Source organism: Streptomyces sp. NPDC032745 (assembly GCF_055579465.1).
In genome coordinates, this window is sequence record NZ_JBVING010000013.1 from 220,169 (window position 1) to 242,748 (window position 22,580).

The following is a 22,580-nucleotide window of genomic DNA, read 5'->3' on the forward strand; positions in this document are numbered from 1 at the left end:
CCCCGGTTCCGTCACGGGCGCCCTGCACGGGACCCCTCGGCGAAGTACACCGACAGCGCGACGGCCAGGTCCTCACCGCCCGGTGCCCACGCGATGTAGCCGTCGGGCCGCACCAGCAGCGCCTCGTACGGCACGTCGGGGGTGGGCCGGGCGCGCACCACGCGCAGGATCCCCTCCCGGCCCCGCGCATCGTCGCGGTAGCCACCGCCCTTCTCGCCGAAGAGCAGCAGCAACGGCCGGCCGTCCTGCAGGAGCCCGATCACGTCGGTCTCGCCGGTCGCGGTGGTGAGCGCGACATTGTGCAGGAACCTTCCTGCACCGGGGGCGGCCCGCCCCGCGTGCTCCGGGAGCACCGTGTCCTGGGCACTGATGATGCCGCTGAGGTGCCCGTGGGCCCCGTCCGCCGCCAGCAGCCCGGAGAACACCCCACGCAAGGCGTCGGCCTCGGGCCCCGGCCGCATCAGGGCGAGCTGGGCCCGCGTGTTGTCGATGACCCGCCGGGCGACCGGCCGGCGCTCCGGGTCGTAGGTGTCCAGCAGGTCCGGGCCCGCCTCCCCGCGCACGGCGAGCGCCAGCTTCCAGCCCAGGTTGAGGGCGTCCAGCACCCCGGTGCTCAGGCCCTGACCGCCGATCGGGAAGTGCACGTGCGCCGCGTCCCCCACAAGGAAGACCCGTCCCGCACGGAAGGTCCTGGCCAGCCGGGTGAAGTCGCTGAACCTGCTGAGCCAGCGCGGCTCTTCCATCGCGATCTCGCGTCCGGCGATCCAGGACACCTCGCGGCGCAGCTCGTCCAGGGTGGGCGGCAGGTGCCGGTCGGCGTGCGCCCCGGTGCAGTTGAGCGTGCGGATGTGAGTCCTGCCCTCCGGGTCGCGCTTGACCACGATCCAGCCGCGGGGCGTACGGTGCCAGCCCTCCGCCAGCGCGTCCCGGTCGGCGAGCGTGACGGCCCCCATCAGGGCCGATACCGTTGCCGGATGGGTGTCGGAGTCGATGCCCGCATGCTGGCGGACCGTACTGCGGGCCCCGTCGGCCCCCACCACGTACCGGGCGGTGCAGACGGCCGGCCCGGCCGGCCCCTCGGCCGTGATCCGCACCCCGTCCGGCTCCTGGGACACCCCGGTCACCCGGTGCTCGCGCAGGATCCGCGCGCCCGCGGCGCCGGCCCGCCCCTCGAAGAGGCGCTCGAGCTGCGCCTGCGGGCATTTGAGGATCGGCTCCGGCTCGTTCTCGGGAGCCGTGATGACCAGGCCTGGCAGGCCCCCGAAGTGGAAGGGGCTGCTTGCCGCCGCACGGCTGTACGGGGCCGTCGGCGCCGGCAGATGGCCGCGCCGGGCCAGGCACTGCACCGCCCGGGCGTGCAGCGTGGTCGCCTTGGGTCTCTCGGACACGTCGGCCCCCGATTCGAGGACGACGGTGTCGACTCCGTACGCGGCCAACTCTGCGGCCACAAGCATCCCGACGGGCCCCCCGCCGACCACCGCCACCTGCGCCCGTATCCGGCGTTCCCCCTGCACAGCGGTGCCCTCCCCTTGGCCCATGTCCCCTACGGCAACAAAAATATACCGGCTGTGCTGTTTTTTTCATGCCCAAGGCAGGCTGAAATCGATCTCGTCGGCACGCACACCGAGTCCGTCGTCCGATTGCTCGGGGAAGGGGGGTCCGGAATCCGGGGCGGGGAACGCCCCGGCGCAGGTCAGGGCAGGCGCTCGCGCATCGCCGAGGACATGGGGCCGCCCTCGGAGCGCTCGGTCTTGCGCCCCTTGATACCCGGCGCCAGGGTCCGGGCGTCCACGGCCTCGGCCGGCGCCCCCCTCGCATACAGCCCGTCGGGGGCGGTGTCCCGGTCGTGCGGAAGCAGCCAGAACACCCGCCGCCGGAAGGTGCCGGAGGAGCGCGACGGCTTGGCCTTCGGCCCCAGCAGGGCGTACCCGACCATCCGGCCGTCACGGTGGTACGCGGGCCTGCCGCGCCGGGTCGGCAGCCGGTCCAGGCTCTGGCGGACGTAGTCGAGCCGGCTGATGTCCTCGAGCCAGACGAGGTCCACTTCGTGGACGATCTCGTCTTCTGCGATGAGGGCGCTCATGCTGTCTCCTCGTCCGCGAGCAGGCCGATGCCCGGGTAGTACTTGCGCTGGTTGGACAGGATCATTTCCTTCGGCGAGGCCAGTCCCACCACCTCGCGGACGCGTGCCGCGAAGGCCCGGGAAGAGATCGCAGGGGCCCCCTCATTCTGGCACCAGCCCCTGTAGGCCGCGTACAGCTGGGCTTGCTCCGCCCGCAGATCGGCCTCGAGGCGGCAGGTCTCGCCGATGAAGCGCCCGGTGTGGTCCTCGGTCTCCGCGTACGCCGTGGTTGCGATGCGCACCCGCTCGGGGCCCGTCAGGTCCTTGTCTCCGCCGACGTACCGACGGGCGCCCTCGATCAGCCAGTTGAGGATGCCCGGACCCTCCTGGGTGACGAGGAGGTCCGCCAGGTTGTCTATCTTGCGGTCGTCGGAGACGACCCGCTCGAACGGGATGAGCCGCATCCGCCGCCAGAACGCGAACCCACCGGTGCCCACCTCGGGCCGGTGGTTGCCCAGCAGCCACATCTTGTGCGTCGGCTCGAAGCTGAAGAAGTCCTGCCGCATCCTGCGTGCCTTGATGCGGTCGCCGCCGGTGAGCAGTTTGACTCGGGCCTCGTCGAAGCGGTCGCCCGGCTTGACCTCGCTGCACACGATCACGCGCCTGCCGTGCAGCTCCGCGAGGTCGGTCGGGTGCCCCTCGTACGGCCGTGACATCAGGAACCCGGGCGGCGCCGCGTCCGCGTAGTCCCCGAGCAGCTTCATCAGGACGTCCAGCAGCACGGACTTGCCGTTCTTGCCGGACCCGAACAGGAACGGCATGACCTGGGCGCCGACGTCCCCGGTGACGGAGTAGCCGAGCAGCAGCTGCAGGAAGTCGATCATCTCCGCGCCCTCCGGCCCCTCGCCGAAGGTGTCCGTCAGGAAGCTGTTCCAGCGCGGCGTGGGCATCGGCTGCGGCGCCGCCGAGGTGGAGCGGGAGTGGAAGTCCTTCGTGGGCTCGGCAGGGCGGATGTGCCCGGAGCGCAGGTCCACGACGCCCGCGGGGGTGCACAGCGCGTACGGATCGGCGTCCAGCCGGGCCGCGTTGAGCACCATGCCCGGGGCGGACTTCGCCTGGGTGAGCATCGCGTTCATCCCGCTGGTGCTGAGCGTGCGGCGGCGGTGCTGCTGGAGCGCGGCCGGGGTGTAGACGCCTCGCGGGTCGGCGGTCGCGATGGACTCCGCGAGGTCGCCCGCGGACCACATCACGGTGTCGTCCTCGTCGATCTGCCAGCGCGTGCCGTCCCAGCGGAACCAGCCGATCCCGGGAACGTGCCGGTAGTCGTTGCAGTAGAGCTTGACGAACAGCTTGGCGTTGCCGCGGTCGGTGAGCGTATCCGGCAGCAGTCCGTCCGCCGTCGCCTCGCCGGCCGCTGCCGGGGAAGCACCGGCCGCCTCCCGGACGGCGGAACTCCCCCTGGACTCCGCCGGCTCCCGGGGAGCCGGGACGGGCTGCGCAAGGATCTGGGCGGCGACCGCCTGCACGTCGAAGCCGGACAGCATGCTGTCGTTCTCCACGCTCACACGCGGCCTCGGAGGGCCAGCGGACGTGCCAGTCCCGCGCTGAGCCCGCCACGGATGATGCCGCGGCAGCGGTGCTCCTGCCCGGGGCGGGCCAGCTCGGCCGCATCCTGCAGGGCCCGCAGGACCTCGGCCTCGCCGACGTGCCCGGCGGCGACCAGTCCGCCGGCCGTGAAGGCGGCACGGTTCAACTTCTCGGAGAACGCGGCCCCTTCGGGTACGGCCGCGCAGGCGGCGACCTCGGCGAGCACTCCTGCCAGGACCCTCTCCGACACACCGCGTCCCCCGCCCGCCGCGATCACGGCCTGCCGGGCCCGGGGCGGTACGGGACGGGGCCCGTGGGCGGCCGCGGAGGGCAGGTGCCCGGTGCGCTCCAGCTCCCGGGCGAGCCAGGCCGGCAGCGTCGCGGGCACGCGCGTGGCGCCCACGGGCCGGTAGACGCCCGCCGGGGTCACGGTCCCAGGAGCCACGATGTACCCGCCGTGCGCCCGTACGTCGACCTGCCAGGCCAGGGCCCGGCCACCGCCCGATCCCGCGGAGCACTGCCACCGGTGGCCTCCGGCGTTGCGGTACCACACGTGCAGGCCCCCGGAGGGCGTACGCACGCGCAGGGTCGACTCGTCGTCCGCCGGACTGGCGGCGCCACGCAGCGCCGCCAGCACGCCCAGGGTGTGGAAGCCGTTGGCCAGCCCGGTGAGGTCGACCGTGTCGGATATCCCGACACCGGGCAGCAGCCGTTCGCGGTCGGGGAGTTCGCGCGCGTGCGCGTCGATGTCGATGACGACGAGGCCTGCGGGGCCCGTGGCGACACCGACCCCGAGCTCGGGGCGGGCACCCCACCACTGCTCGATCCGTTCGAAGTCGAGCGTGGCTGCATGGAATCCATGGCACCAGCGGCCCGCCCGGAGGCAGTCGCACGCCCCCCGGCTGTGGCCCGGGACCCGGCACGCGTCGCAGTTGCCCACCGGCGTCTTGCGACCCGAGGCAAGGGGGTGAACCGGCCACCCCTGACGCGCACACCATCTGGCAGTCGTCAGAGGCCGCGATGCGACCGTTGCAGCTCTGGTGAACTGCCGTGGGTCGCTGCGCGAAACCCGCAGCTCAGCTGCCATTCACTTCCCCCATCAGCGACTGAAGCGACTCAACGCCCAAAATCAGATTAGCGAAACCCGCGAGGGACGAGAGGCGTATGAGCCAGAACAGGTGTACGTGTCCACAGCGAGCCCCAGCGACCGAGCGACTGACCGGTCAGCTACCGAATCTCGTTCAGTCGCTCGCCGAGTAGCTCACAGAACACCAGGTCACAGGCCTGTGCAAGACAGAACAGCGACCGAAGCGACTCAAGTCGCCTATATATGACGCACACGCGCACACACGCGCACGCACGCCAATGTCTCCATATACCTGAGCCTTCAGTCGCTTCAGTCGCTGCCGCACTCAAACAAGCGCTCTGACCTGCGCCTTTCCCCAACTGCTCCCAGCGACCCAGCGATCGTTCAGTCGCTCCCCTTCAGTCGCTGCACCCGCACGCGCCCCTCCCGGGCCGCTCGAGCCCGCCTGGGCCGGAGGTCTAGCGGGAAGCAAGCGACTCGGGGCAAGGCGTCGTGGCGAGCAGGGACCGGAGCTTGTCCGCGTAGGCCCTGGGGTGCGTGGTGTTCCCGTTGTGCCCGCCGGGGAAGGTCTGTATCCCGGCACCCAGGAGGTCCGCCAGTTCGATCGCGCACCGGTGGTCGAACACCCCGGCCGGGGTCTCGGCACCGACCGCCGGGACGATCCGGGTCTGCGTGCGGGTCAGCCCGGCCGGGTCGAGGGTGTCCCCGATGACTGCGGACAGGTCGTGTTCGATGAAGTAGTCGAAGTTGACCCGCCGCCGGTCGTCGATCGGCTGCGGGGTCAGGCCCGGCTCGGCGTCCTGCCGGGAGGGGTCTATGCCCACCACCCGGGCCATCTCCGCCAACACCCCGCCGAGCCCGCTCGCCCGGTACAGCCCCTGCAGCCCGGCGAGCTCCGCCTCGTGACGGTCCCGCAGCTGCGCCGGCAGCAGCCGCGGGGCCACCGGCTCGTGGGCCACCAGGGTGCTCACCTGCCCCGGATACCGTGCGGCCACATGCAGCCCGATGAGGGCGCCCATGCTGCACCCCAGCATCAGGGCGGGCTCGTCGGTGACGGCCGCCAGCAGCCGGTGCACGTCCTCGGCGTGCTCCGCGAGCGACGTGGTCCGCCCGGGCTCCTCGAGCCGGCTGCGGGACAGACCGCGGCGGTCGTAGGTCAGAACCCTGAAGGTGTCGGTGAGATGGGGAACCATGTCGACGGTGCGGTCCGCGTCCCCCTCCCCGCTCTGCGCGATGAGCAGCAGCGGGCCGGAGCCCTGGACCCGGTAGTGCAGCGTGGCACCGGCCACCGCCAGGATCCCGGTGGTGTTGCTGCTGTTGTTGCTGCTGCTGTGAACGGTGTTGGACATGACGACTCCCCCAAGATGTCTGCCGCAACGGCCTTCGCCCGCTGCTCTGCGACCAGCCTAATCCATCGAAACGGATACATCAATACCGATGCATCCCTCTCGATGTATCGCTATTGATGTACCTTGCCTTCATGGATGGAATCGAACTGTTCCTGCTGGGCCGCGCCCTGATGAAGCTCGGCGAGGAAGCCCTGCCCGAACCCCCCGGCGGACCGGGCCAGTACGCGGGCAGCACCCGCTCCGTGGTCATCGTCGCCGGAGACATCGCCGCGCACCCCGACACCACCGTCGGCGAGACGGCCCAGCGCACCGGGCTGCCCCAGAGCCAGGTCTCCACCGCCGTCGCCCGCCTCCGCGAGGCCGGCTCGGTCCAGACGGCCCCCGACCCGGCCGACCGCCGCCGCACGCTGGTCCGGCCGTCCCCGACGGTCTCCGACCGCGTGGCCGCCGTCCGGGCCGCGGGCTCCTCCAAGGTCGAGGACGCCCTCACGAAGGCCCTCGGCACCGCCGAGGCCGCCCGCCTCCCGGAGTTGACCGAGGCCCTGGAGCTCCTGGCCCGCCACCTGGTCCGGCAACCCCGCTAGCCCGCCCCCGGGCCCCGCCAAAGGCCTCGGGCCCTCAGCCCGCCTGCGGGCCGAACTCCCCCGTCAGCAGGAGCTTCTTCTGCGGCTTGCCCATCGCGTTGCGCGGAACCGCCGGCACGAACCGCACCTCGCGCGGCCGCTTGTGCACGGACAGGTGCGCGGCGACGAACTCCGTGAGCTCGGCGCCCGTCACCCCCTCCGCGACGACGAAGGCGACGATCCGCTGCCCCAGGTCCGCGTCCGGCACCCCCACCACCGCGGCCTCGCTGACCTTGGGGTGGTCCAGCAGCGCGTTCTCGATCTCCCCGGCGCCGATCCGGTAGCCACCCGACTTGATCATGTCGATGGAGGCCCGCCCCACGATCCGGTGCACCCCGTCCGCCTCGTCCACGGCCGCGATGTCGCCCGTACGGAACCACCCGTCCTCGGTGTACGCGGCCGCCGTGGCCTCCGGACGGCCCAGGTATCCCGCGAACAACGTCGGCCCGGTCAGCTGGAGTTCCCCGATCTCGGCGCCCGGCTCGGCCGCGACCCGGGTCCGAATCCCCGGGAGCGGGGTGCCGACCGTACCGGGGCGGACCTCACCGCCCGCGCGGCCGCTGATGGTGATCAGCGTCTCCGTCATCCCGTACCGCTCGACGGGCCGCAGCCCGGTCAGCCGCTCCAGGTCCCGGAAGACCGGCGCGGGCAGTGCGGCGCTGCCCGAGACCAGCAGCCGGGCCCCGGACAGCGCGGCCGCGGCCTCCGGAGCCCCGGCGATACGGGACCACACGGTCGGCACCCCGAAGTACAGGCTCCCGCCCGCCGCCGCATACGCCTCGGGCGTCGGGCGCCCGGTGTGCACGAGGCGGCTGCCGGTGCGCAGGGCCCCGAGCACGCCGAGCACCAGCCCGTGCACGTGGAACAGCGGCAGCCCGTGCACCAGCGTGTCCTCGGCGCTCCACTGCCAGGCTCCGGCGAGCGCGTCCAGGTCGGCGGCGAGCGCCGCGCCGGTCAGCACGACGCCCTTGGGCGCGCCCGTGGTCCCGGAGGTGTACAGCACCAGCGCCGGGTCCTCGGGCGCGGCCGCGGGCCCGTTCCAGTCGGAGCGGCGGGCGAAGTCCACGTCCACGAGCACCGCCCCGGAGTCCCGCAGGATGTGCTCGCGCTCGGCGGGCCCTGCGTCGGGCGGCAGCGGTACGAACGGCACTCCGGCCAGCAGCCCGCCGACCACGGCCGCGACGGTCTCGAGGGAGGCCGTCGCGGTGACCGCGAAGGCCTTCGCCCCGGCCACGTCGGCGGCGACCGCGCGCGCCGCGCCCAGCAGCTCCTCGTACGAGGCGGTCCGCCCCGCGACGCCGATCGCGTCCTTGCGGTCGCCGTACACCCCGTCCAAAGCGGTCAGCACGGTCACGTCCCCCTCGGTGTTCCTTCGGCCTGGTCGGCCCCAGGCTACGGCCCGGCTCCCGCCCGCCGGGCAAGACCGGCCCGCCTGCGCTCGAGGCGGAGTCGAAGCCCGCCGCCGCCCGCCCGGCGGGCACCGCGCGCACCGCCCGCGCAGCGGCGCCGTACGGGGCCCGGGGCCGAAGCCCCGGGCCCCGTACGGTCAGATGACGCCCTGCGCCAGCATCGCGTCCGCGACCCGCTCGAACCCGGCGATGTTCGCGCCGGTGACGTAGTCGCCCGGGGCCCCGTACCGCTCGGCGGTCTCGTACGCGACGGCGTGGATCGAGCGCATGATGCCCGCGAGCTCGTCCTCGACCCGCTGCCCGCTCCAGGCCACCCGGCCGGCGTTCTGGCTCATCTCGAGGGCGCTGACCGCGACACCGCCCGCGTTGGCCGCCTTGCCGGGCCCGAACGCGACCCCGGCCTCCTGCAGGATCCGTACGGCCTCGGGAGTGGTCGGCATGTTGGCGCCCTCGGAGACCGCCTTGACCCCGCTCGCGACGAGCGTACGGGCGTCCTGCGCGGCCAGCTCGTTCTGCGTGGCGGAGGGGAAGGCGACGTCCGCCGGCACCTCCCAGACCCGCCCGCCGGGCACGAACCGTGCCGAGGACCCGCGCCGCGCCGCGTACTCGCTCACGCGCCCGCGCTCGACCTCCTTGATCTGCTTGAGCAGCGCCAGGTCGATGCCCTTGTCGTCGACGACGTAGCCCTTCGAGTCCGAGCAGGTGAGCGGGTTCGCGCCGAGCTGCTGGAGCTTCTCGATCGTGTACAGCGCGACATTGCCGGAGCCGGAGACCACCGCGGTCAGCCCGTCCAGCGACTCGCCCCGCACCGCCAGCATCTCGGCGGCGAACAGCACGCTCCCGTAACCGGTCGCCTGCGGCCTGATCGCGGAGCCGCCCCAGCCCTGGCCCTTACCGGTCAGGACGCCGGCCTCCCAGCGGTTGGTGATGCGCCGGTACTGGCCGAAGAGGTAGCCGATCTCGCGGCCGCCGACGCCGATGTCCCCCGCAGGCACGTCGGTGTGCTCGCCGATGTGCCGGTGCAGCTCGGTCATGAAGGACTGGCAGAAGCGCATGACCTCGGCGTCCGACCTGCCGTGCGGGTCGAAGTCGCTGCCGCCCTTGCCGCCGCCGATGCCCAGGCCGGTCAGGGCGTTCTTGAAGATCTGCTCGAAGCCCAGGAACTTCACCACGCCGATGTCCACCGACGGGTGGAAGCGCAGGCCGCCCTTGTACGGGCCGAGCGCACTGTTGAACTCGACGCGGTAGCCGCGGTTGACGTGGACGCGGCCCCGGTCGTCCTGCCACGGGACGCGGAAGAGGATCTGCCGCTCGGGTTCCGTCAGCCGCTCCACCAGGGCCACGGCCGGGTCGGCGTACTCGGGCCGGGCGGCGAAGACGGGGGCCAGGGTCTCGAGGACCTCCCGTACCGCCTGGTGGAACTCGGGCTGCGCGGGGTTGCGGCGCTCGATCTCGGCCCGCAGTGCTTCCAGCCTGTCCTTCGAGTCCTTCACGTGTGTCCCTCCAGGGAGTGCGCGGTGCGTAGACGACGGCAGGTGAATGGTGTCCGCGGGACCGCGCGTATGGACGCTCCGGGCGGAGCGCCCCGGACGCATCTTTTCGGAAAAACATTTCCGAAATGCGGCCCCGGCCCCCGGCGGAGGCTACCGCTCAGAGAGTCGCGCCGGGGAGCGCTTCCGTTCCCCGGACAGCGGACATCTCCGTGAATCCCCCGCGACACGCGGCCTTGCTGCCCCTACGATCGGCAGCCTTGACGATTCGATGACCCGTGCATGACCGCGAACAGACCATGCGCAGACCACCAACAGGGGGAAACGGACGTGGACATCGCAGGGCTCCTCTCACTCATCGCCGCGACGATCACGACGGGCCTGATGGCGGGCCTGTTCTTCGCCTTCGACGTCTCGGTGATGCCGGCGCTGGGACGCTCGGACGACCGGACGTTCATCGCGGTCATGCAGCGCATCAACGTCGCGATCATCAACGGCTGGTTCATGATCGGCTTCCTCGGCTCCCTGCTGTTCACGGGCCTCGCGCTGGCCCTGCACATCGCCTCCGGCGCAGGCGTTGTGGCGCCGCCGCTGATCGGTGCGCTCGTCGCGTACGCCCTCCAGCTCGGTGTCACCGGCAGGGTCAACATCCCGCTGAACAACGCCCTGGAGCAGGCCGGTCCCGTCGAGCGCATCGCCGATCCGGCTGCCGTCCGGCAGGCCTTCGCGTCGCGCTGGGTGCCGGCCAACCGCTGGCGGACGCTGCTGTGCACGATCGCCCTCGGCTGCCTGGCCTGGGCCCTCGTACTGCACGGCCGCCTCTGAGGCCGCTGCGGCTCAGCGCGCGGTGGCCCGCCCGTACAGCACCAGCGCCCGCGCGAGGGCCGTCAGGGCCGCCGTGCAGAGCAGGGTGCGGATGATGTTCGTGGTCACCCAGGTCCCCTTGAACTTCTCCACGATCGAGAAGTCGGTCAGCTTCGCCGCGTCCCCCGCATCGGCGAGCTCGTTGTTCAGCGGGATGTTCACGGTGAAGGTGATCACCAGCACGACGAGGTACAGGGCGGCCGCCGCCCCCACCCACACCGCGACCCCGCGCCGGCCCTTGCGGTACTCGAGGACCGCCGAGGCGACGGCGGCGAGCAGGGCCACCACGAAGACGGTGCCGAACAGCCCGTTCCCGTCGATGACGGCATTGAAGTTCTGCATCGCGGTGACGTACGTCCGCTCGTCGCCCCGCGCCAGCCCCGGCATCACCGAGACGTCGAACGCGGAGAACAGGCCCGCCATCAGGCCCACGAGCACGGTCGAGACCATGAGCAGGACGGTCGCGATCCGGTTGCTGCCGCCGGCTGTGTTCGTCTGCACGAGAGGCTCCCATCTGGTCGATCTGGTCGTACTGCCACGGGTTCTGTTCTGATCTGATCTGATCTCGAAATTTCCGGTGTCTGCGCAGGCCGCACCCTCGGTAGGGTGCGGCCATGAGCACCTCCGCACTCCGCCTGGAGCCGGTCACCGCAGCCAACTTCGACGCGGTGTGCGCGATACGGGTACGCCCCGACCAGGCCCACCTCGTCTCCCCCGTGGTCAAATCCCTGGCCGAGGCCTACGTCCACGGGGACACCGCCTGGCCGCGAGCCGTCGTCGACGGCGACGAGGTCGTCGGCTTCGTCATGGCCTTCGTCGACATCGCCTGGGCCCCGGAGCGGGACCCCGCCGACATCCGCTCGGGCATCTGGCGCCTGAACGTCGATGCCGCCCACCAGGCCAAGGGCTACGGCCGCTTCGCGGTCCAGGCCGTCACCGCCGAGCTCCGGCGCCGCGGCGCCGACCGCGCGTACGTCACCTGGGAGCCCGGCCCCGGCACCCCCGAGCCGTTCTACCTGGGCCTCGGCTTCCGCCTCACCGGCGAGGTGAGCGGCGGCCAGACGGTCGGCGTACTGGACCTGCCGCCCGCCTAGGTCGTGTCCGGCAGGACCACCGTGCGCGGGGGCCCGGCGGTCGCCGGGCCGCCGGCCAGGGCGGCGGCCCCCGTACGGAACTCCTGCGGGCTGACCCCGCGGACCCGCTTGAAGGCCGTCGACAGCGCGAACGCCGAGCTGTAGCCCACCCGTCGGGCCACCGTCGCCACCGTGGCGTCCGGCTCCCTCAGCAGATCGGCCGCCAGGGCCAGGCGCCACCCCGTCAGGTAAGCCATCGGCGGCTCCCCGACCAGGTCCGTGAACCGCCGCGCCAACGAGGCCCGGGAGACCCCCGCCTTCGTCGCGAGCTCCTCCACCGTCCAGCCGTGGGCCGGGTTCTCGTGCAGCAGCCGCAGCGCCCGCCCGACCACCGGATCGCCCTGCGCCCGGTACCAGCCAGGGGCCCCCGACCCGGGGTCCGCGAGCCACGTACGCAGCACCCCGATCAGCAGCAGGTCCAACAGCCGGTCCAGGACCAGCTCCTGGCCCGGTTCGTCCCGGGAGATCTCCGAGGCGAGCAGCCCGATCAAGGTGGCGTCCGCGGCCGCGGCCGGCCGGACCAGCACCGTCGGCAGCGCGGCCAGCAGCCGCCGGCCGATCTCGCTCGGCGCCTGGTAGGTGCCGCTCAGCATCACCGCCGACCCGGCGTCCTGGAACTCCGCGCCCCAGGTCCGCACCCCCAGTGCCATGGACTCGCTGACGTCCTCGCCCGCCTGCGTGCTGCACCGCTGCTCCGGGTCCACCGTGATCTGCACCGGCGTCCCGGGGGCGTCCGCCAGCGTGTACGGCTCGGGCCCCCGTACGACGGCCACGTCCCCGGGGCCGATCAGTACGGGCGTGCCCCCGTCGGGCAGCAGCCAGCCCGCCCCGTGCACCATCGTGACCACCGACAGCGGAGCCCGGTCCTCGATCCGCACCGCCCACGGCGGGTTGAAGACGGACTTGAGGAGGAAGGCGCCCCGGGCTTTGGGGCCTTCGAGGAGGCCGCTCAGCGTGTCCATGGGCCCATCCTCTCCCGGCGCCCCGCCCTGCGACAGGGAATCAGACGTCCCAGACACCGGTCGCCGCCGCGTCACGGGCGAACTCGGCGAAGTCCTTCGGCTTCCGGCCGAGCACCTCCTCCACCCCGTCCACCAGATGCGCGTTGCGCCCGTCCAAGATCATCGTGAACAGGTCGGCGAACTCCTGCGGCAGGCCGTGCTCGCGGAGCACCGCGCGGTACGCCTCATGGGAGACGGGGGCGTACGTGATCGTGCGCCCCGTCGCCTTCGACAGCTCGGCGGCGACGTCGGTGAAGCTGATCAGCCGCGGTCCGGACAGTTCGTACGTCCTGCCGATGTGCCGGTCGTCGCCCAGCGCGGCCACCACCACGTCGGCGATGTCGTCGGCGTCGACGAAGGCCTCCACGGCGTCCGCGGTCGGCAGGGCGATCTCCCCTGCCAGTACGGGCTCCAGGAAGAAGCTCTCGTCGAAGTTCTGGTTGAACCAGCTGGACCTGACGACCGTCCAGTCGGCCCCGGACGCCTTCAGGCTCTCCTCGGCGCGCTGCGCCGCCTCCTCGCCCCGGCCGGACAGCAGGACCAGGCGGCGCGCCCCGGCGGCCACGGCCGCCCGCGAGAAGGCGCCGATCTGCTCGGCGGCCCCCGGGAAGGCGAGGTCGGGGTAGTAGGTCACGTACACCCGGTCGACGCCCTCCAGCGCCGGTCCCCAGGTGACGGGGGCGTTCCAGTCGAAGGCGGGGGCTCCGGTACGGGAGCCGATCCGGACCGGGCGGCCCTGGAGCCGGAGCTTCTCGGCGACGCGCCGGCCGGTCTTGCCGTTGCCCCCGATGACGAGGGTGGAGGGGGCTGCGTTCTTCGTGTGCTGCGGTGTCTGTGTCATGGCTCCAGTCAAGCCCGGCGCCGCGAGACGGAACATCGCCGAAAAGCTCAGCTCCATACGCGTACGTCCACGCCCTGCCCCCCGTACGGCGGCCCAGCGCCTCAGGACCGCCCCGCGTCCTCGCCAAGGGTGTGCGCGACCAGGGCGTTGGCGTGGCCGTGCCCCAGTCCGTGCTCGGTCTTGAGCCAGGCAACGATCTCCATGTGCTTGGTCAGCGGAGAGGACCGGATCAGGTCCTTCCATTCCGCGACGGGTCGTCCGTACTTCTTCTCGATCGAAGGGAAGTAGCTGGCGGGACCCTTCACCGGCTCGCTCATGTCTGCGGTGCTCCTGTCCGTACGTCGTGCTTCGCTGTCACGGAGGTAGACCCGAGCCCCGCCCGGAACTCATCGCCGGCAGACGAAGAATCTTGCAGTCCGTACAGTCATCCGATATTCGCCCAGATGGCCTATCACGTCACCTCAACTATGGTCGAGATCAACTCATGTGATCACATGGCGGTATGACCCCCACGAGGACGCTCTACCTGCTCTGCTCCGCCGCCCCGCCCGTATTCGACGTGGCCCACGTCATCGAGGACGCCCAGTCCCGCGGCTGGGACGTCTGCCTCGGCCTCACCCCGACCGCCGCACACTGGCTCTCCGGGAGCCTCGACGGCCTTGCCGCCCTGACCGGTCACCCCGTGCGCTGGCAGTACAAGCTCCCCGGCGAGCCCGACGTATGGCCGGCGGCCGACGCCATCCTCTTCGCCCCGGCCACCTTCAACTCCCTCAACTCCTGGGCCCTCGGCCTCACCGACCGCTTCGCCGTCGGCGTCGCCGCCGAGGCGATCGGCAAGGGCACCCCCGTCATCACCATGCCCTGCACCAATGCCGCCCTCGCCGCGCACCCGCAGTTCGACCAGTCCCTGGCCACCCTGCGCGGCGCCGGCGTCACCGTCCTCTACGGCGAGGACGGCTTCGTCCCCGGCCCGGCCGGCCCCGACGCACCGTCCCACTTCCCGTGGCCGGTGGCCCTCACCGCCCTGGACGCCGTGACCGCCCCACGCACCCCCTGAGGGCGGCGGCTACTCCCCGGTCACGCCGTCGATCGCCTCGCGCAGCAAGTCCGCGTGCCCGTTGTGCCGGGCGTACTCCTCGATCATGTGGGCCAGGATGTAGTGCAGCGAGTACGCCTCGTCGCCGTAGTGCCCCGTCACATCGAGCGACCCGGCGGCGTCCACGATCGCCCGGGACCGTGCGCACGTCTCCTCCCAGACCTTGAACGACTCGGCAGGGTCCGCGTCCTCGACGTGGAAGTCCGTCCACTCCCCGGCCTCGTTCTTCGGGAAGTAGCCGCGTACGTCCTCGTCGTTCAGGACGTTGCGGAACCAGCTCCGTTCGACCTCTGCCAGGTGCCGTACCAACCCGAGCAGGGACAGCCCGGACGGTGCGACGGCCCTGCGCCGCAACTGCTCGTCCGTCAGCCCCGCGCACTTCATCATCAGGGTGTCCCGCTGCCACTACAGAACGCTGGTCAGGGTGGCGCGCTCGTCACCCACCAGCACGGGACGGGTCCGCTGTTCGTCGATCACCGGTCGATCATCACAGCCGTACGGCCCCCCGTAGGCGCCGTTTCACATGCCGGACCCCACCTCCCGGAGCGCAGCTCCCCGAAGCTCCGGCGCCCGCGGACCGTTAACGCCGTTAACGCCGTTAACGCCCCGGCTCCAGCCCGGGCAGACCGTTAACGCCGTTAATGCCGAGGCCCGGCCCAACCCGGCTCGCCCTGGGGCCTGAACCGTTAACGCCGTTAACGTCCCCGCCCCAGACCGGACCGGACGGGGACCGTTAACGCCGTTAACGCCGTTAACGCCGGACCCCGGCTCAGCGAGGACCGTTGCGCCGGACGCCCGCCCGGGGCCCGGACCATTAACGGCGTTAACGCCCGGGCACCAACCGGACGGACCGTTAACGGCGTTAACGCCGTTAACGCCCGCCGGACGCAGCCGCGCACCGCTAAAAGTACTTGTCGACTGGTTTTCTTTACCGCCGCCCCACTAGATTGACCTTGTACGAGCCTCCGCCGCAGCGACGACCACAGCTCGCACCCCGGCAACAGGCACCAACCGCCAAGCAACAGCGGGCGGCAAGCGGCAGGGAGAGCACATGGCAAGGGCCCGCCAGGAACGCGCCGAGATCACCCGGCAGGCGATCCTCGACGGTGCGGCCGTCGCCTTCGACCGTTTCGGCTTCGGCGGCGCCAGCCTGAGCGACGTGGTCAAGCACGCCGGGGTCACCAAGGGCGCCCTGTACTTCCACTTCCAGTCCAAGGAAGCCCTCGCCCGCACCCTGATCGACGAGCAGTTCCAGGTCGCCGCAGGCGTCCCCGCCGTCGAGGAACCGGGTCTGCAGACCGTCATCGACCTGACGCACCAGATGGCGTACGGGCTGCGTGCCAACGTCCGCATCCGCGCCGGCATCCGCCTGGTCATCGAGTTCGGCTCCTTCACGAACCCGGACCCGACCCCGTACAACGCCTGGATCGAAACCGCCCACGTCTGCCTGAAGCCGGCCCAGGAGCGCGGCGACATCATCCCGTCGCTCGACGTGTACGACCTGTCGACGCTCCTCGTCGGCTCGTTCACCGGAATCCAGGTCACCTCACACGTCCGCACCGGCCGCGAAGACCTGCACACCCGGATCGTCGACCTGTGGAACTTCCTGCTCCCGGGGATCGTGCCCGCGCACCGCATCCCCCACTTCGACCCGGCGGGCTCGCCCGCCTGCCGGGCCGAACTCGGTCTGCCCGCCCCGGAGTCCTCTGCGGTTCTGGTCGGCTGACGACGTATCCAGGGCGGCCTCGCACACGCCGTGGCGAACCACGGGGGTGCTCGCTACGGCGTGTGCGAGGCCGCCCTGTCGCGTACCCGGATCCGGCCGCGGCACCCGCGCCTTCACCCCTTCGTTAGCAAAACCCAAGCGTGGCGCCCACATCCGTCGGCAAACGTTAGTAAAGTCCCTCTCATGACTTCGCCCTCGTCTCAGAGCGACCGAGAGAAGGTCGTCTCCAAGCTCCCCCCGTGGCTCCGCCAGGAGTTGAAAATCCGCACCGCCCAGCTGCGGGTGGACATCCAGGACGCCGTCCACCAGGGGATCGCCCACTGGAGCGCTCTCGCCTCCGCCCCCTCCCCCGTCGACACCTCGGGCGCCGAGTCGTTCTCCACCTGGCTGCCCGCCGGCCAGTGGGAGTCCTTCCGCGCCGACTCCAAGGACCGCGGTGTCTCCCTCATCCAGGGTCTGGCCCAAGCGGTCCGCCTCTGGCTGGAGATGAATCCGGCGCCCACGGTCAAGCGGCCGTCCGTGGTGCGCCGCATCGTCGTGTGCAACCAGAAGGGCGGCGTCGGCAAGACCGCCATCACCGCCGGCACCGCCGAGGCCCTCGCCGAGGACCCGGAGACCCTCCACCCGGTCCGCATCGCCCGCCAGCTGGCCCGCGCCGCGGCATCCGACGAGGGCAGGCAGAGCGAGCAGCCCCACCCCGAGACGACCCCCCTGGACCTGGAAGACCTCCCGGGCCTCGGCATGCGCGTCCTGCTGGTCGACTTCGACCCCCAGGGCCACCTCACCAAGCAGCTCGGCCAGCAGCCGCTGCCCATCGGCGGCGACAGCCTCACCTGCCACATGGCCAGCGAGGCCAAGGGCCCCCTCGCCGACCTGATCGTCCCCGTCCCGGACCAGCGCTTCGGCAACCGCCTCCACCTCCTGCCCGCCTGCACGGACGCCTTCCTCCTCGACGTCCGCCTCTCGACCGTCCGCGCCCGCGAGGCCGCCCTCGAACGCGCCCTGGCACCCGTCGAATCCGACTACGACGTCATCCTCATCGACTGTCCGCCGAGCCTCGGCCTCAGCATGGACGCCGCCATCTACTACGGGCGCCGCCGCGACACCGAACAGCCGGGCGCCTCCGGCGCGCTGATCGTCGTACAGGCGGAGGACTCGTCGGCCGACGCGTACGACCTCCTCACGTCCCAGATCAACGACCTGCGCGACGACCTGAGCCTCGACATCGACTACCTCGGCCTCGTCGTCAACCTCTACGACGGCCGCCGCGGCTACATCGCGACCTCCTCCCTCCAGGCCTGGATGGACATAAAGGATCCGCGCGTCGTCGCCGTCGTACCGGACCTCAAGGAACAGCGCGAAGCCGTCCGCGTGAAGCAGCCCCTCTTCGTCTACTCGCCCAAGGGCGACCAGGCGATCGCCATGCGCGCCCTCGCCAGGGAGATCTCATGAGCAAGGCCGACAAACTCGGAGTCTCGGCATCCTTCGCACGGGCCCAGCCCGTCGGCGTCAGCTCCCGCCGCGCGGCGATCGCGGAGGCCACCGGCGCCCCCACCTCCGGGATGGTCCCCCCGTCCGAGGTCCCCATCGAGGCACTCGCCCACAACCCGTTCAACCTCCGCGAGGACCTCACCGAACTCGAAGAGCTGGCCCAGTCCCTCGTCTCCCGCGGCCAGCTCCAGCCCCTCGCGGTCGCCACCCGCATGGCCTTCATGGAGGCCCACCCGGGCCAGACCGACGGGCTGGGGCGCGCCCCGTACGTGGTCATCGACGGCAACCGGCGCCTCGCGGCGGCCCAGCTGGCCGGCCTGAAGACCATGCACATCCACGTGAACGACGCCCTGTCCGCCTCCGCGGCGGACATCCTCGAGTCTGCCCTGATCGCCAACGTCCACCGCGTGGACGTCGCCCCCATGGACCAGGCCCGCGCCCTCCAGGAACTCGTCGACGTCCACGGCTCCCAAGCCCAGGTCGCCAAGCGCCTGGGCAAGACGGCGGCCTGGGTCTCCCAGCGCCTGACCCTCCTGAACCTCACTCCGAGCCTCCAGGAGAAGGTCGACACGGGCGAGCTCAAGGTCGAGCCGGCCCGCCGCATCGGCCGCCTCCCCCAGGAGCACCAGGAGGCCGCGGCGGACGAGAGCCTCAACACCGTCACCCCTCCCCGCCAGCGCGCCCACCCGACGCCGACCGTTAACGCCGTTAACGCCGTTAACGGTCCCCCGACTCCCCCGTCTCCTCCGTCGCCCTCCACTCCCCCGTCGCCCCCCACTCCCCGGATCACGATCGCGACGGATACCCCGGAGACGATCGCCGACGCACTGACGGCCCACCTCACCCCTGACGACCTCAAGGCCGTCACCGAGCTCCTGCTGCTGCGACTCTGAGCGGGGCATGCGAGGCAACACCCACGACGGGGGCGCTGACGGCATTAACGCCGTTAACGCCCCCACGTGCGTTTCATGTGCGTTCGGTCGTGCGATTCGCATAGGCTGCCCTTGGAGGTACCGATGCCCAACGAACAAGAGAGCCTCTTCGCAGCGGTCGACGCCCTGCTCGAAGAAGCAGCCGCCCAGGACCCGCTCCCGCACCCGGACGAGCGCAAGCGCCTGCGCGAAGCCGCCGGCCTGAGCCAGGACCAGATCGCCAAGGCCCTCTCCGTCCGCCGCGAAACGGTCACCTCCTGGGAGACGGGCCGCACAGCCCCCCGCCCTCCCAAACGCGCCGCGTACGCCCGCCTCCTGGAGGGCCTCGCCACCCTCCACCCCGTTAACGCCGTTAACGCCGAACCCACGGTGGGCGGCACCCCCACCCCAGCGCCCACCGTTAACGCCGTTAACGCCGGATCCCCCACCACCCCCCTTCCCGAAGCCCGCCAGGACGCCCCCACCCAGGCGCCCACCGTCAACGCCACCCAGGCCGCGGCGCCCACCGTTAACGCCGTTAACGCCACCCCGTCCCCGGCATCGACCATTAACGGCGTTAACGCCACCCCGCTCACCATCGAGGCGACCGCCGCCCCGACGCAGAGCATCAACGCCGTCGATACCAGCGCCGCCCCGGCGCAGAGCATTAACGCCGTTAACGCCGCCGCCCCGACCGCACCCGTTAACGCCGTTAACGCCCCCGCCGAGCCCCAAGCCACTCCGGCAGCGCCGGTGGCCGCCCCGCGCGCCGCAGGCGTCGCGGCCCCCACCCCCCCGGGGTCTGGGGCGGAGCCCCAGTTTCGGGAAGGGGCGGGTAGGGGAACAGCCCCGCAGGGCCCCACCCCGACACCCCCCACCGTTAACGGCGTTAACGCCGTTAACGCCGAGCCCCCACAGGCGGCGGCCCCGGCATCGATCCCAGCGCCACCCGTTAACGCCGTTAACGCGAAAGCCCCGTCAGCACCCGCGACCGCGCCCCCGGCTCCGACCTCAACCCCGACCCCGACCGTTAACGCCGTTAACGCCGTTAACGCCCACCCCCCGGCCACACACCAACGGCCCCGCCGCCGGCCCCACCCCACCCCCCTGGAAGGGAACGGCCCCCTCGCCGTCCTCACCGGCACCGGCCAGGCCCACACCACCGCCGGCCTCGTCCTCGACCACCCCACCACCGGCGGCCTCCCGGCCCTCCTCACCTGGGCCCTCGGTCCCGACGCCGACCTCCGCTCCCCCCGCCTCCACCGCAACGGCAAGGACGGCGACCCCCTCCTCGTCCTCACCGCCCCGGCGCTGGAGCTCCTCGGCCTTCCGCCCGCCCTCGAGGACCGCCGCGGCCTGCGCCTCCCGGACAACCACCCGGTCATCAAGCAGCTCACCAAGGCCAAGTGGCAGCTGACCCGACGCGGCTTCGGTCCCTGGCCCCGCATCTACCGCCCCGCCACCCCCTCCACCGGCCGCCAGTGCGTCCAGCTCGCGATCCTCCCGTGGGGCGCCCTCGACCCCCGCGCCTGGGGCGAGGACACCGCCGACCTCCCCGCCCCGGAACTCGCGGAGCTCCTCACCACCTACGCAGCCCGCGTCCTCACCCCCCGCGGCTCCACCGCCGTCACCGGTCTCGAACTCATGACGGCCCTACGCCCGCCCACCCGTGCCGCGAAGGACGAAGCGACCAACACCTGGGTATCGGCCCCGGTACCCGGCTCGCTCACCCGCCCCGTCGACCCGGCCCCCCCGGAGGCCCCCGACGAGCACCCGGTGGTCGCCGCCCTCTACCCCCGCTCCCACCAGCGCACCCCGGCCGAGGTCCTCGACGAGGAGGCGTACGACTGGATCCGCGACCCGGAGCTCCTCAGCGACGCCGAGTGCACCCGCACCCACGCCGTCGGCATCGACGTGAACATGGCCTTCGCCGCGGCGGCCAACCGGCTCCTCGTCGGACTCGGCCCCGCCACTCACCGCACGCGCCCCCGCTTCGACCCGAAGCTGCCCGGCTGCTGGCTGGCGGACCTCTCCTCCATCGCCCTCGACCCCCGCCTCCCCAGCCCGTTCACCCCGCACGGCCGACCCCCCACCGGCCCGGCCTGGTACGCGACCCCGACCCTCGCCTACGCCCAGGAGCTGGGCCACGACGTCCACCCGGCCGAGGCCTGGCTCCGCCTCGACCACGGCCCGTACCTCGACGCCTGGTACACCCGCCTCCGCGACGCCTACATGGCCACGATGGCGGACCTCGGCATCACCTCGACGCTTCCCGAGCCCGAGTTCCTGACGGCGATGGCAGAGCTGCAGCAGCACTCCCACCCGGTCCTGAGGCCGGTCCTCTCGGCCATCAAGTCCACCGTCAAGGGCGGCATCGGCAAGCTCCGCGAACGCCCCCAGGGCGCCGGCTACCGCCCGGGCGAAGCCTGGCCCGCCCTCGAACGCCCCACCTGGCGTCCCGACATCCGCGCCGCCGTCATCTCCACGGCCCGCGTCAACATGCACCGCAAGATGAACAAGCTCGCCACAGCCGCCGGCCAGTACCCCATCGCCGTCCTCTCCGACTGCGCGGTGTACCTCTCCGACGGCCCCAGCCCCCTCGACTTCCTCCCCCGCACCCCCGAAGGCAAGCCCCTGCCCGGTGGCTTCCGCCTCGGCGTCAGCCCTGGCATGGTCAAGCACGAGGGCACCCAGCCCCTCCTCTGGGCCGTTCAGATGCTCGACGAGAACCACAACCCCGCGCGCCACATCAAGGGCCACGACGCGGCAGCCGACGGAGAGTAGTCCCCCATGACCCAGATCGACGACAGCCTGACCCGCGCGGACGAACTGCACTTCACCCGCCCCGTCCCCAAGTCGGCGGGCGCCCAGATGCGCTTCCTCGTCAAGCAGCTCAAATCCACCCGGGAGACGGCCCGCCTGCTCGGCATCTCCCAGCGCACGGTCGAGCGTTACGTCAAGGACCAGATCAAGCAGCCCAAGCCGGCCCTCGCCACCCGCCTCGAGTCCGAGGTACGCCGCCGCTGGCAGCCCCTGGTCCGCAAGCGGGCCCGCGACAGGGCCGCCTCGACCACCGGCCTGGTCATCGAGACCCGCGCCCGCTTCGGCTTCACCGCCGCCCCCGGCACCACCGACGACGGCCGCATGCGCCGCATCACCCAGCACCTGCCCCCGGAGTACGCGGCCCGCCTCTTCAGCGCCCAGGCAGCCGGCGCCGCCGAGGCCCGGCTCCAGCAGATCGCGGCCGAAGCCCTCCAGGAGATGTACTTCAAGGACAACGGCTCCCGCGCCACGGGCCTCCTGGTCGAGTTCACCGACATCGACTACGTCGACTTCGCCTTCTGAAACCCCGGCCGGAGGGACCGAAGGGACCAGAGGGACTGGATTTCGCCATTACCTGAAGCGCTTTCCAGCCATCGCGTCCGGGCGGCGGAAGGGTCTGAAGGGACCGGAGGGACTGAATCCGCCAACTGTCGGCATCAGACGAAAGTCGGCATCAGGCAACCGTCGGCGTGGACAGCCCTCGCTGCGACCGCACGGTCTTCCGGCCGACCTGCCGGGGTTCGATCGTGCGGGGATCCACGGCCTCGCCCGGCGCGCCCTCCCGGTACAGGCCTTCGGGCTCGGCATCCCGGTCGTGCGGCAGCAGGTAGAAGACGCGCCGCTTCTGCAGGCCGCTGTCCGGGTCCGCCTCGGCGGTGTCGCCGAGCTCGGTGAAGCCGATCATGCGCCCATCGCGGTGGTAGCGCGGCTTCCCCCGGCGGCGGGGGGTCTTGTCCAGGGCCTGGCGCACGTAATCGAGTTCTTCGGGGTCCTCCAGCCACACCACTTTGTCCTCGTGGGCGAGATCGCTTGAAGTCAGTAGCGAGCTCATGGCCTGGATCCTTCCTCGTTCACGTAGGCCCTTCCA

General features: G+C 71.8%; 21 protein-coding genes and 1 pseudogene. 9 read left to right on the plus strand and 13 right to left on the minus strand.

Annotated elements, in window-relative coordinates; genetic code table 11:
• Positions 1–11: 11 nt before the first annotated feature.
• The 5 genes from ACZ5WG_RS29560 to ACZ5WG_RS29580 form a co-directional block, all read right to left on the minus strand.
• Positions 12–1,538, minus strand: coding sequence for an FAD-dependent monooxygenase (locus tag ACZ5WG_RS29560; RefSeq protein WP_468727133.1), 1,527 nt, complete (start codon positions 1,536–1,538; stop codon positions 12–14).
• A gap of 155 nt (positions 1,539–1,693) precedes the next feature.
• Positions 1,694–2,083, minus strand: a complete 390-nt coding sequence (locus ACZ5WG_RS29565) for a DUF6009 family protein (RefSeq protein ID WP_468727134.1) — start codon at positions 2,081–2,083, stop codon at positions 1,694–1,696.
• Entirely contained in the window at positions 2,080–3,606 is a 1,527-nt protein-coding gene (locus tag ACZ5WG_RS29570; protein WP_468727203.1) for a DNA primase family protein, read from the minus strand. Before ACZ5WG_RS29570 ends, ACZ5WG_RS29565 begins: the two co-directional genes overlap by 4 nt.
• Positions 3,607–3,623: 17 nt before the next feature.
• A complete protein-coding gene (locus ACZ5WG_RS29575; RefSeq protein ID WP_468727136.1) occupies positions 3,624–4,736 on the minus strand; it encodes a bifunctional DNA primase/polymerase in 1,113 nt (370 codons plus the stop codon).
• A 458-nt stretch (positions 4,737–5,194) separates the two neighbouring features.
• A complete protein-coding gene (locus ACZ5WG_RS29580; RefSeq protein ID WP_468727138.1) occupies positions 5,195–6,085 on the minus strand; it encodes an alpha/beta fold hydrolase in 891 nt (296 codons plus the stop codon).
• A 131-nt stretch (positions 6,086–6,216) separates the two neighbouring features.
• On the opposite strand from ACZ5WG_RS29580, the gene ACZ5WG_RS29585 reads away from it, so the two are divergent.
• Positions 6,217–6,669, plus strand: a complete 453-nt coding sequence (locus tag ACZ5WG_RS29585; RefSeq protein WP_468727140.1) for a MarR family winged helix-turn-helix transcriptional regulator — start codon at positions 6,217–6,219, stop codon at positions 6,667–6,669.
• A gap of 34 nt (positions 6,670–6,703) precedes the next feature.
• Here the strand turns inward: ACZ5WG_RS29585 and ACZ5WG_RS29590 are convergent, their stop codons facing one another.
• A complete protein-coding gene (locus ACZ5WG_RS29590) occupies positions 6,704–8,056 on the minus strand; it encodes an AMP-binding protein (protein WP_468727205.1) in 1,353 nt (450 codons plus the stop codon).
• Positions 8,057–8,254: 198 nt separating this feature from the next.
• Complete coding sequence (gene gdhA / locus ACZ5WG_RS29595) at positions 8,255–9,610, minus strand: NADP-specific glutamate dehydrogenase (RefSeq protein ID WP_468727141.1); 1,356 nt, start codon at positions 9,608–9,610, stop codon at positions 8,255–8,257.
• A 327-nt stretch (positions 9,611–9,937) separates the two neighbouring features.
• Here gdhA and ACZ5WG_RS29600 point away from each other — a divergent pair, with 327 nt between their 5' ends.
• Entirely contained in the window at positions 9,938–10,432 is a 495-nt protein-coding gene (locus ACZ5WG_RS29600) for an anthrone oxygenase family protein (protein ID WP_468727142.1), read from the plus strand.
• 12 nt (positions 10,433–10,444) lie between these two features.
• On the opposite strand, the gene ACZ5WG_RS29605 is transcribed toward ACZ5WG_RS29600, so the two are convergent.
• On the minus strand, positions 10,445–10,972 hold the full coding sequence (locus ACZ5WG_RS29605) for an anthrone oxygenase family protein (protein WP_468727143.1): 528 nt from the start codon (positions 10,970–10,972) through the stop codon (positions 10,445–10,447).
• Positions 10,973–11,085: 113 nt separating this feature from the next.
• Here ACZ5WG_RS29605 and ACZ5WG_RS29610 point away from each other — a divergent pair, with 113 nt between their 5' ends.
• Positions 11,086–11,565: a GNAT family N-acetyltransferase gene (locus tag ACZ5WG_RS29610; protein ID WP_468727144.1), complete on the plus strand. Its 480-nt coding sequence runs from the start codon at positions 11,086–11,088 to the stop codon at positions 11,563–11,565.
• Here ACZ5WG_RS29610 and ACZ5WG_RS29615 read toward each other — a convergent pair.
• From ACZ5WG_RS29615 to ACZ5WG_RS29625, 3 genes are all read right to left on the minus strand, one after another.
• On the minus strand, positions 11,562–12,566 hold the full coding sequence (locus ACZ5WG_RS29615; protein ID WP_468727146.1) for an AraC family transcriptional regulator: 1,005 nt from the start codon (positions 12,564–12,566) through the stop codon (positions 11,562–11,564). The two genes, ACZ5WG_RS29610 and ACZ5WG_RS29615, sit on opposite strands and share 4 nt — an antisense overlap.
• Before the next feature lie 40 nt (positions 12,567–12,606).
• Positions 12,607–13,446 carry an NAD(P)H-binding protein gene (locus ACZ5WG_RS29620; RefSeq protein ID WP_468727147.1) on the minus strand — a complete coding sequence of 280 codons (840 nt, stop codon included), beginning with the start codon at positions 13,444–13,446 and terminating at the stop codon, positions 12,607–12,609.
• A gap of 101 nt (positions 13,447–13,547) precedes the next feature.
• On the minus strand, positions 13,548–13,763 hold the full coding sequence (locus tag ACZ5WG_RS29625; RefSeq protein WP_468727149.1) for a DUF4287 domain-containing protein: 216 nt from the start codon (positions 13,761–13,763) through the stop codon (positions 13,548–13,550).
• A 185-nt stretch (positions 13,764–13,948) separates the two neighbouring features.
• On the opposite strand from ACZ5WG_RS29625, the gene ACZ5WG_RS29630 reads away from it, so the two are divergent.
• A complete protein-coding gene (locus tag ACZ5WG_RS29630) occupies positions 13,949–14,503 on the plus strand; it encodes a flavoprotein (RefSeq protein WP_468727150.1) in 555 nt (184 codons plus the stop codon).
• A gap of 9 nt (positions 14,504–14,512) precedes the next feature.
• On the opposite strand, the pseudogene ACZ5WG_RS29635 reads toward ACZ5WG_RS29630, so the two are convergent.
• Positions 14,513–14,935 (minus strand): annotated as a pseudogene (locus ACZ5WG_RS29635) (DinB family protein); the annotation flags it as partial.
• 658 nt (positions 14,936–15,593) lie between these two features.
• Between ACZ5WG_RS29635 and ACZ5WG_RS29640 the strand changes: the two are divergent.
• The 5 genes from ACZ5WG_RS29640 to tpg all read left to right on the plus strand — a co-directional run bounded on the left by ACZ5WG_RS29640 (position 15,594) and on the right by tpg (position 22,015).
• The gene (locus ACZ5WG_RS29640; RefSeq protein WP_468727151.1) at positions 15,594–16,268 is read left to right on the plus strand and encodes a ScbR family autoregulator-binding transcription factor; all 675 of its coding nucleotides are present in this window, start codon (positions 15,594–15,596) and stop codon (positions 16,266–16,268) included.
• Positions 16,269–16,451: 183 nt separating this feature from the next.
• A complete protein-coding gene (locus ACZ5WG_RS29645; protein ID WP_468727153.1) occupies positions 16,452–17,720 on the plus strand; it encodes a ParA family protein in 1,269 nt (422 codons plus the stop codon).
• The gene (locus tag ACZ5WG_RS29650) at positions 17,717–18,652 is read left to right on the plus strand and encodes a ParB/RepB/Spo0J family partition protein (RefSeq protein WP_468727155.1); all 936 of its coding nucleotides are present in this window, start codon (positions 17,717–17,719) and stop codon (positions 18,650–18,652) included. The genes ACZ5WG_RS29645 and ACZ5WG_RS29650 overlap by 4 nt, the downstream gene beginning before the upstream one ends.
• Positions 18,653–18,775: 123 nt before the next feature.
• Complete coding sequence (gene tap / locus ACZ5WG_RS29655) at positions 18,776–21,454, plus strand: telomere-associated protein Tap (RefSeq protein ID WP_468727157.1); 2,679 nt, start codon at positions 18,776–18,778, stop codon at positions 21,452–21,454.
• A gap of 6 nt (positions 21,455–21,460) precedes the next feature.
• Positions 21,461–22,015, plus strand: coding sequence for a telomere-protecting terminal protein Tpg (gene tpg / locus ACZ5WG_RS29660; RefSeq protein ID WP_468727159.1), 555 nt, complete (start codon positions 21,461–21,463; stop codon positions 22,013–22,015).
• A 151-nt stretch (positions 22,016–22,166) separates the two neighbouring features.
• Here tpg and ACZ5WG_RS29665 read toward each other — a convergent pair whose 3' ends face one another.
• Positions 22,167–22,544, minus strand: a complete 378-nt coding sequence (locus ACZ5WG_RS29665; RefSeq protein WP_030303970.1) for a DUF6009 family protein — start codon at positions 22,542–22,544, stop codon at positions 22,167–22,169.
• Positions 22,545–22,580: the final 36 nt, after the last annotated feature.